Below are 8,073 nucleotides of genomic sequence, written 5' to 3'. Positions count from 1 at the left end.
GGGTACCACATCGCTGCGCGATGTGCAAGCGAACCCCCGTGCTGCGCACGGGGGTTGCGCTCACGCTCCGCGTGAGCGCTGGCGGGAGGCTGCGCCTCCCGCTCAATCTCAGCGCTACGCGCTGAGATTGATGGTCCGTTCGCTGCGCTCCCGGACCAGCGGGACTGCGTCCCGCTACCAGGCTTCCGCTTCGCTCCAGCCTGGCTGGCGGGTCCGCTGCGCTCCCCCGCCTGACGGTCCCTCCGGCTGCGCCTCCAGGACCTTTCGGCCCGCTGGCGCGGGCCAGCTGGCTGCAGAGGGTGGGTCTTGCCTGGTGTTCTGGCGCATCTGGTGACGGGCTGTCACCAGATGCGCCAGAACACGGGTCAACGTCTGCGGGCCCAACCGGTCCCGACCCCGGCCATATGCAGAGCCAGACACATCAGCCCCAGCAACATGACGTTCGTCGAAGAGAACACATCGTTGGTACTGATGTCCGCCGCGTTGATCAAAAACGCAACGAAGAACAACACCGCCGCGACTATGCCAACCATGAAACGGGCTCCTCTCAAAGGGGGTGAAGCCCGTATGCCCCGCCTTCGCCCCCGCAGACATGAGCGGGGCGGGGCAGGTCGCGCTTCGCGCGGCCCGGGACTCGCAGCAAGAAGGGGCAGGCGGACACGGCACGCGTACCCCCTCTGGTCCGGTCACCCTTGGTCTCGCGGCCCGGTCCGTCCCTCGAAATCGCGTCGCACTCCCGCACCTTGGTCTTCGACCAGACCTGCCTCGTCAGGAAGGTCCAGAACGGTGCCGCAGTGCTTGCACAGCCTCCCGTCTTCGGCCGGCGTGCCACACGCTTTGCAGAACCGGTTGCCCATCTCGTCCTCAGTCTTCTGTGTCATGGCGCTCCAAGGCAGGCGGACAATGAGAGGAAGGGAGTACCCATCGGCTCAGTGCTGATTCGCCAGGTCTGATGCTGGTTCATGAAGAAGCGTGCTTCGTTTTAAAGGTGCGATAGACTCTGGAATCAGATGGCTCCAGGTCTGTGGGCATCAGGAGGCGCACCCAGCGTGATCTTCCGTTCTGGATCAGGAAGGTGAGCCTGGTTCCTCGACGCAGGGGACGCAGCCCATCTTGCGTCGTCTGGGTTCGCGTTCTCGCGCCTCGCCATGTGCAGCCCTTCGTTCAGCTTGCAGGAGAAAACAGACTGAAATGGCGATGAAAAACCTCCGTCCCCACCAGCGGGAAGCCGTGGACGCGGTACTCCGGGCACTCGAATTGCCTGCACGATCGACTGTGCCTCCGCGGGGGCTCCGCACTCAGGTGATCATGGCGACCGGGACTGGCAAGACTCTCGTGGCCGCCCGGAGCGCCGAGGAGCTCCGAGCGGGCCGAGTGCTGGTGCTCGTGCCCTCCCTCGACCTGCTCGCCCAGACCGAAGCCGCGTGGCGCGAGGGAGGCCGCACCGGGCCGATGATCGGGGTCTCCTCCCTGCGCGGTGAGGAGGCGGGCTTCCCCAACACCACGGACGTGGACGAGCTGGTCGACTGGGTACGGCCGTTCGACCGCGTCACCGTGTTCGCCACGTACGCCTCCCTCGGACTGGGCACCCTGGAACGGGCCCACGCCGCCGGCCTTCCGGGGTGGTCCCTGATCGTCGTGGACGAGGCGCACAGGGTTTCGGGCAGGATCGGGAAGCCGTGGGCTGTCGTCCACGACAACACCCGCATCCCCTCCCTCCGCCGCCTCTACATGACCGCCACGCCCCGGCTGTGGCAACTGGACGAGGACGCCGACCAGGGCGCGCCGGGCGAGCTGGTGGCCTCGATGGAAGACGATCCGGACGGGCCGTTCGGCAGCAGGGCGTTCACTTTGACGCTCTCGGATGCCATCGACAGGGGGATCTGTGCCCCCTACCAGGTGGTGTGCGTGGACATCACCGACACCCAGCTCCAAGCCGCCCAACTCCTGGGCGAAGACGCACGCTCCGAGCACGTGCGCGGGGCCCGGCTCGCCGCCCTGCAGACCGCCCTGGTGAAAGCCTCGGCCGAGGAAGGCTTCCGCCGCACCCTCGTCTTCCACCACATGGTCAAGGAAGCCGAAGCCTTCGCGGCCGGCCTCCCCCACGTCGCCAAGCGACTGCATGCCACTGATCCGGAGCTGTACCCCAAGACCATTTGGGCCAACTGGCTGTGCGGCGACCACAAGCCCCTCCACCGGCGCCGTGTCCTGGACGAGTTCGCCGCCGGCATCGCCACCGACGGCACCGTCGTGGAGAAGGGCTACCTGGGGTCCGTGAAAGTCCTGGGCGAAGGCGTAGACACCCGAGAATGTGACTCTGTGTACTTCGCCGACGTACGCGGCTCCATGCCCGACCTCGTCCAGGCCGTCGGCCGGGCGCTACGGATGCAGCCCGGCGAGGGGAAGGTCGCCTCACTCGTGGTGCCGGTGCTGCTCGGGCCGGGTGAAACGGCGGACAACATGCTCACCTCGCGGGCGTTCGGTGGCCTGGCGAAGCTGCTGGAAGCGCTCAGAGCGCACGACGCCCGTGTGGTGGAGGCTCTCGCGCAGCAGCAGGCACCAAGCCGCGTCAGGGGCGTACAGAGCCGCAGCGGGCCCGAGGAAGACGAAGCAGCTGGCGGCGACCGAAGCGACCGTGGTCTGTCAGGACCGGCCAGAGAGCTGCTGAAATTCAGCACCCCCCGCGACCCCGCGCAGCTGGCCGCCTTCATCAACCTGCGCGTCCTCAACCCCGAATACCAACACTGGCGACGCGGCATCGAAGCCGCCGCCATCTACAACCGGCTTCACGGCGACCTGAAAGTGCCGTTCACGTACCGCGTGCCGACGGGTGAGGAGGTGCAGGCTGAGGGGTGGCCGGCCTCGCTGGCCAATTTCCCACTGGGGCAATGGGTGGCCGACGCTCGAAGGTTCTACGCCCGCGGGACTCTGGATGAGGACCGCGTCGAGCAGCTGGAGCGGCTCGGCATGGTGTGGTCGCACTACGACGTCGCCTGGGAAGAAGGCCTCGCCGCAGCGCGCGGATGGGCAGCCGAAACAGGCCACCTCCTGGCCCCACTGGACGCCACCTACCAGGGGCACCGGGTAGGGATCTTTCTCAAGAACGCGCGAGCCGCCGCACGACGGGCCGCCGAAAACGAGCAGCGGCGCGCCGAAGGGCTGCCCGTGAAGTCGGCGGCCGGGGCGCTGTCGGAGGAGCGGCGCCAACAGCTCGAGGACATCGACCCCGCCTGGTGCCCGGCCTGGCCCGTGGAATGGCAACGCGCCTTCCACCTGACCCGGCTGCACCTGGAGGAGGGCGGCGCGCTGCCGATGGAGCCGGGCGTGGTCGTGCACCAGGGCGAGGACCTCGGACGGTGGGTGAAGTCGGTCCGCTTGGGCTGGGACAAGCTCACCACCGTCCAGCAGTGGATGTGCGAACACATCCTCGGAATCGAGCCCGCGAGCGAGGACGAGAAGCCAAAGCCGCGCCGTAGCCAGGCCGACAAATGGGCGATGAACTACGCGGCCGCCCACCAGTACTACCAACGCGAAGGACACCTGAAAGTGCCGCGCAAGCACATCGAACGGATCATCATCGGCAGCGGGAAGGGGGAGGCGGGCGGCCGCGAGGACGGCGAGGACCAGGAGGTCCGGGAGATCAAGCTGGGGGCATGGATCAACAACCAACGCTCACGCGCGACGACCCTCTCCCCCGAACGCGTGGAACAACTCTCCGCCATCGGCATGCGCTGGACCTGCCTGTGAGCAGGGCCATGCCGCCGCCAACTGCTCACTCGGACCTGCTGCACCGCGCGTGCCGACCGCACCATGGAGCGTTCATTTTGCGTACCAAGCGCGTACAGATGGCCTTCGCCGCAGAACGACTGGTACAACATCGCTGGCGGCAGAGGGATGGTGCAGACGCCCAACAACCTGCGGAAGCTATTCCGGCCCATCTTCCGGTACGACCCGCGAGTGACGCTGGCTTGGGTAGATCTCCTCAGTGGGACACTTGCGGGCGCCCTGGTATCCCAGACCTGGAAGCGCGCCCCCGTCTTGTAGCCGAGTTCAACCGCTGACGGCGACCGATGCGCTCTGCTCAACTCGCCAAGTGAAGCGCTCAGTCACCTCGACTGAGCCGAAGCACGATGCTTGTCACCAAGGCAGGCGGGGTGTCACTTCGCGTCCGTGGCTGCCTCGGTGTGACTTCCGCAGTGGAGGACATCGGGTCGATCGAACTGACACCGGCCTGCGCCTGCCGAAGGCGTCTGCTGTGCCCCTTACCCGGCCTCCGAACCTGACGGGCAGACTGCGTTCATGCAGCTGCCCGCCGAAGCCGTTACCGCCACCGTGCTGATCGAGGTCGTACGGATCTCCGCTCTTCCCACCAGGCGGGACGTCCCGTACCCCGGCACGGCCGTTGCCCACTGGGCCGGGAGCGAGGCCGACGCCGCCCTGGCCTTGATCGAGAGCCTGCCCGGCAGTGAACAGCACCGCTGCGGTTTCTCGCCGGGCTGGAGCGTCCGGGCATACGACGACTCTCTCGATCTGGCGCTGTTCGAGGCGGCGTTCTGCTTCACCTGCCACGAAGTCCGCATGCAGGGAACCGCGGTGCCGCCCGCTCTGGCCACGCAGTTCTTCGACCCGGGCGCCCTGCCGGCCCGGACCCTGCTGTCTCTCTTCCGCAAGGAATCTCCGTAGCCGACCGACTGGATGAGCATCACGACAGAGACCCAGGACCGGCAGCAGCCCCGCCGCAACACACTCGTCACCTGGCCCAACGACGTCGACCAGCGCCTCGACATACTCGTGCGGGCCGCAGTCGCCGCCGGCGAACAGACTTCCCGCTCCCAGATCCTGGCCGCACTCGTCGCCACCGCCGAAGCGAGCCCCGACGCCGTAGCCGATCTCCTCCACGCCTACCGGCGGCTGCCCACCGATGCCCTGGCTGCGGACAACGAACGCCCCGACCTACCCACCATCCGCACCCCCGGCCCCACGCGCACACAGTGACTCAGCGGGGCTTTCCGCAGCTGAAGTTGGGCGGTGACCTCTAGCCTTGTGCAGTCGGCCCCCGGAGCCCGGCCAGCCCGCCGGACGCGAGCCACCCGGGCAGGGGCCGCGGGCTGGCTGTGAGGCGCGCGTGTGGGGCTGGCACTGAGCAGGAGCAGGAAGCGGCATCGGGGGTGTGGTGTGGCAGCGGGGGTGTTGCGGACCGTGCCGCTGGCCGGGGAGCTGACCGCATCGTTGATCAGCCGTGTGGCGGCCCGCTACGGTCTCCCGACCGCCGGTGTGCTGCGGCTGTGGACGTGCCGCAACTCCCCCGCCCGGCACGACGGCGGCGGTGCGAGGACGGACGCGGAGGTCGTCCTCAACGGGGCCGGGCGGCAGGTGCTCTCCGAGCTGTGCAGGGTGGAGCCCAAGGTACTGGCGCGTGCTTTGCCTGCCTTCACCATGGACGACCCCAAGATCAGCACTGGCCGGGAGGCCGGGGTGGCACAGGCACGGTGGCGGGCGGCGGGCACGGTGGCGGGTCCGGCCGCGTTCGGTTGCCGGTTGTGCACCGCGCGGCGCACCCGACAGGCACTGCGGGCGGTGCGCTACCTGCCACGGTGGCATCGGGTCTGCCTGCGGCACGGGCGCTGGCTGCTGGACGCGGACGCCGACCAGCCGCTGGAACACCTCGATGTGCGCGGCGCGGCGGAGGTGGTGGCCGCGCAGCGGCGGTGGCCGGGCGTGGCGCGGCGTGCGGTGCGGGCCGGGGTGCAGCCGGAGCAGGCGTTCACGCTGGCGCATGCGGTGGTGGCCCGCTGGTGGGAGCAGGCCCTGTCCTGGGAGCAGGAGGAGATCTGGCCGCGCCGTCTGCACCAGCTGGCGGGCGGCAACGCGGGATCGCGGCTTGCGTGGTGGCGGATCGTGGGCCGGGACGCGGCGATCTTCCCGGAGGTGGTGGCCGTGGCGCAGGCGCTGCTGGAGCCGGCCATGGCCGAGGTGGCCTGGCAGGCAAGCGGCGGGATGAAGCCTCGGGCGCGGAGCGTCGACGATGCGTTCTGTCACCGACTGGGCGAGCGGGTGGGCCGCACCTGGCTGGGGCCCGAACTTGCGGCCGACCACGGCAGCCCGCTGAACGGCTGGAAGGGCGCGATCGTGCGCGCCCGCCGCCACGAGACGGGACCGCCGGGCTGGCAGGAGGATCCTTGGCGGCTGAAGCGGGAACAGCAGCCCGCAACGATGGCCGGCCAGCTGCGTGTCATGGTGGCAGAAGCCCAGTCGGGCGGCTCGGGAACCCGGTGGCGGGCCACCGTTCCTGCCGAACAACGGTTCCGCATCACGCAGTTGGTCGACGAGGCGCGCGAACAGCTGGTGGAGCTGCGCGGCGTGCACAGCGGCACCACCGCCGAGGTGGCCCGCACCCTGCTGGAGCACCTCAGCCACAGTGCCGACCTGATCGACCAGGCCCTCGTGCATACCGCCGCCGCAGCCGTCACCTCCGGGGTGGCGCTGGAGGAGGTGGCCCAGTGGTCCCGCCTGCCCGCCGAGGAGCTGGCCTCGGTGCTCGCCCTGGGTGAGGGCGAGGACTGACACAACGGCCTGCAATGGGAACGTGAAAGTGCGGGACTCTGCACTGACACCGGCGCCCCGGGCGCGGCACCCTGGGTGCCGGCGCAGCCCAACATCCGTCGGTTGCACCGATGTTGCGGTTACCGGCCGGTTCTCCTGCGCAGCAGGTCAGGCATGGCGTTGTGTGGAGTACGTGATCATCGACAGCAGCCAGGAGGCCGCATCGTCCGCGGTGCCCGGGGCCGGGTGCCGCATCCCCGAGCCGCACAGTACGGGTGGTGCTGTTCGACGCGAAGAAGCTGCGGCTGTAGCTGCCGGCCTGATCGATGTGCGCTTTCGAGACCCTCTGGGGTGCTCGCGTCAGGTCCCGTGGCTTGAGGCTGCTCAGGACGTCGTCTTCGAGGATTCTCCTGCGGTACGGCCTTTCCCCGTCCGGCCCGGGCGGCGTGTGGCTCCGGGCTGGTGGTGGTCGTCGACGACCGGGCGGCTGGTGGCGTACGGGTCCGGTGTCATGCGGACCGAGCTGATGCTGCTGGACCGGGATCCGGCGGTGGTGGCGCTGGCCTGCCGGCCGGTGGAACTGGTGTGGTGTGAGGAAAGCAGGGTCGTCGGTCATGCACCGCAGCTGATGGCCAGGCTTGAGGACGGCAGCGGCCTGTTGCTCGACTGCACCGGACGCAGCGGGCCCTCTGCCCGGCTGGCGGCGCGGGCACGGGTTGTGGCGGATGCCGCCGAGGCAGCGGGCTGGTCCTACCGGCTGGCAGGGCCGCCGGATCCAGTGCTGGTGGCCAATGTGCGGTGGCTGGCGGGTTACCGGCATCCCCGGTACGCCACAGGGCCGTGCACGCCGGCTCTGGTGGAGGTGTTCGCCAGTCCGCGGCCGGCGGTGGAGGCGGTGCGGGAGCTGGGGGATCCGATCGCCGTGTGGCCTGCGGTCTTTCACGCGCTGTGGAGCGGTGTGCTGCGGGTGCGGCTGGACGAACCGCTGCACGAGCGTGCCGTCGTCTCGGTCGCACGGCAGGAGGCCGAAGCGGCGTGACGCAGGTGGTTGTCGGGGTCGGGGCGCGTCTTCGCTACGACGGACGGGTATGGACGCTCGCCGTGCTGGAAGGCGCCCGGGCCACGCTGGTGAGTGACGAGGGCGCCTCGGCGGTGGTGCTGCTGCCCTACCTGTTCGCCGATCCTTCCTTCGAGGTGGAAGGCGGACCGGCGCCGGCCAGGGTGCCGCCGTTCGGCCTGCTGGAGGCGCTGCCGGTCGATGTGCGGGAGCGGGCTCTGGCGTGGCAGCGGCATGTGCGGGAGGTGGAGACCGGCTTTCCTGACGCGGTCGGGCAGGGCGCCCCGCGTGAGCAGTTCGATCCGGCCACGCGGAGCCTGGTGCAGCGGGAGCGGGCGAAGGCCGAGGAGTTGACGGCGGCGGGCTGGGCGGCGAGTGCGGCGACGGTGCGCCGGATGCGGGCGCGCTACCGCAGCGAGGGCTTGTGGGGGCTGGTGGACGGCCGGGCGGCGCGGGAGCGGTCGGCGGTGGGG

General features: G+C 69.7%; 6 protein-coding genes and 1 pseudogene. 6 read left to right on the top strand and 1 reads right to left on the bottom strand.

The genetic code is table 11. The annotated features are described in order from the left end of the window. Positions 1 to 365: 365 nt before the first annotated feature. The gene (locus tag CA983_RS46940) at positions 366 to 533 is read right to left on the bottom strand and encodes a hypothetical protein (RefSeq protein ID WP_086605152.1); all 168 of its coding nucleotides are present in this window, start codon (positions 531 to 533) and stop codon (positions 366 to 368) included. Positions 534 to 1,191: 658 nt separating this feature from the next. Here CA983_RS46940 and CA983_RS37235 point away from each other — a divergent pair. From CA983_RS37235 to CA983_RS37210, 6 genes and pseudogenes are all read left to right on the top strand, one after another. Continuing rightward, positions 1,192 to 3,747 carry a DEAD/DEAH box helicase gene (locus tag CA983_RS37235; RefSeq protein WP_244207253.1) on the top strand — a complete coding sequence of 852 codons (2,556 nt, stop codon included), beginning with the start codon at positions 1,192 to 1,194 and terminating at the stop codon, positions 3,745 to 3,747. A gap of 552 nt (positions 3,748 to 4,299) precedes the next feature. Then, on the top strand, positions 4,300 to 4,683 hold the full coding sequence (locus tag CA983_RS37230) for a hypothetical protein (protein WP_086605150.1): 384 nt from the start codon (positions 4,300 to 4,302) through the stop codon (positions 4,681 to 4,683). Positions 4,684 to 4,695: 12 nt separating this feature from the next. Then, the gene (locus CA983_RS37225) at positions 4,696 to 4,995 is read left to right on the top strand and encodes a hypothetical protein (protein ID WP_086605149.1); all 300 of its coding nucleotides are present in this window, start codon (positions 4,696 to 4,698) and stop codon (positions 4,993 to 4,995) included. Positions 4,996 to 5,175: 180 nt separating this feature from the next. Beyond that, the gene (locus CA983_RS37220; protein WP_086605148.1) at positions 5,176 to 6,564 is read left to right on the top strand and encodes a TniQ family protein; all 1,389 of its coding nucleotides are present in this window, start codon (positions 5,176 to 5,178) and stop codon (positions 6,562 to 6,564) included. Continuing rightward, positions 6,548 to 7,582, top strand: a complete 1,035-nt coding sequence (locus CA983_RS37215; RefSeq protein WP_341866724.1) for a TnsA-like heteromeric transposase endonuclease subunit — start codon at positions 6,548 to 6,550, stop codon at positions 7,580 to 7,582. The genes CA983_RS37220 and CA983_RS37215 overlap by 17 nt, the downstream gene beginning before the upstream one ends. After that, positions 7,579 to 8,073 (top strand): annotated as a pseudogene (locus CA983_RS37210) (transposase); the annotation flags it as partial. The gene CA983_RS37215 and the pseudogene CA983_RS37210, both read left to right, overlap by 4 nt.

The sequence above is a fragment of the Streptomyces swartbergensis genome (assembly GCF_002148965.1).
GTDB lineage: Bacteria > Actinomycetota > Actinomycetes > Streptomycetales > Streptomycetaceae > Streptomyces > Streptomyces swartbergensis.
The sequence above is the reverse complement of the archived record's forward strand: the minus strand, read 5'-3'. Positions and strand labels throughout refer to the sequence as shown.

Bases quoted from the DNA above. Each gene is read 5' to 3' on its own strand.
- CA983_RS46940 (WP_086605152.1), bottom strand. From the start codon at position 533: ATGGTTGGCATAGTCGCGGCGGTGTTGTTCTTCGTTGCGTTTTTGATC.
- CA983_RS37235 (WP_244207253.1), top strand. From the start codon at position 1,192: ATGGCGATGAAAAACCTCCGTCCCCACCAGCGGGAAGCCGTGGACGCG.
- CA983_RS37230 (WP_086605150.1), top strand. From the start codon at position 4,300: ATGCAGCTGCCCGCCGAAGCCGTTACCGCCACCGTGCTGATCGAGGTC.
- CA983_RS37225 (WP_086605149.1), top strand. From the start codon at position 4,696: ATGAGCATCACGACAGAGACCCAGGACCGGCAGCAGCCCCGCCGCAAC.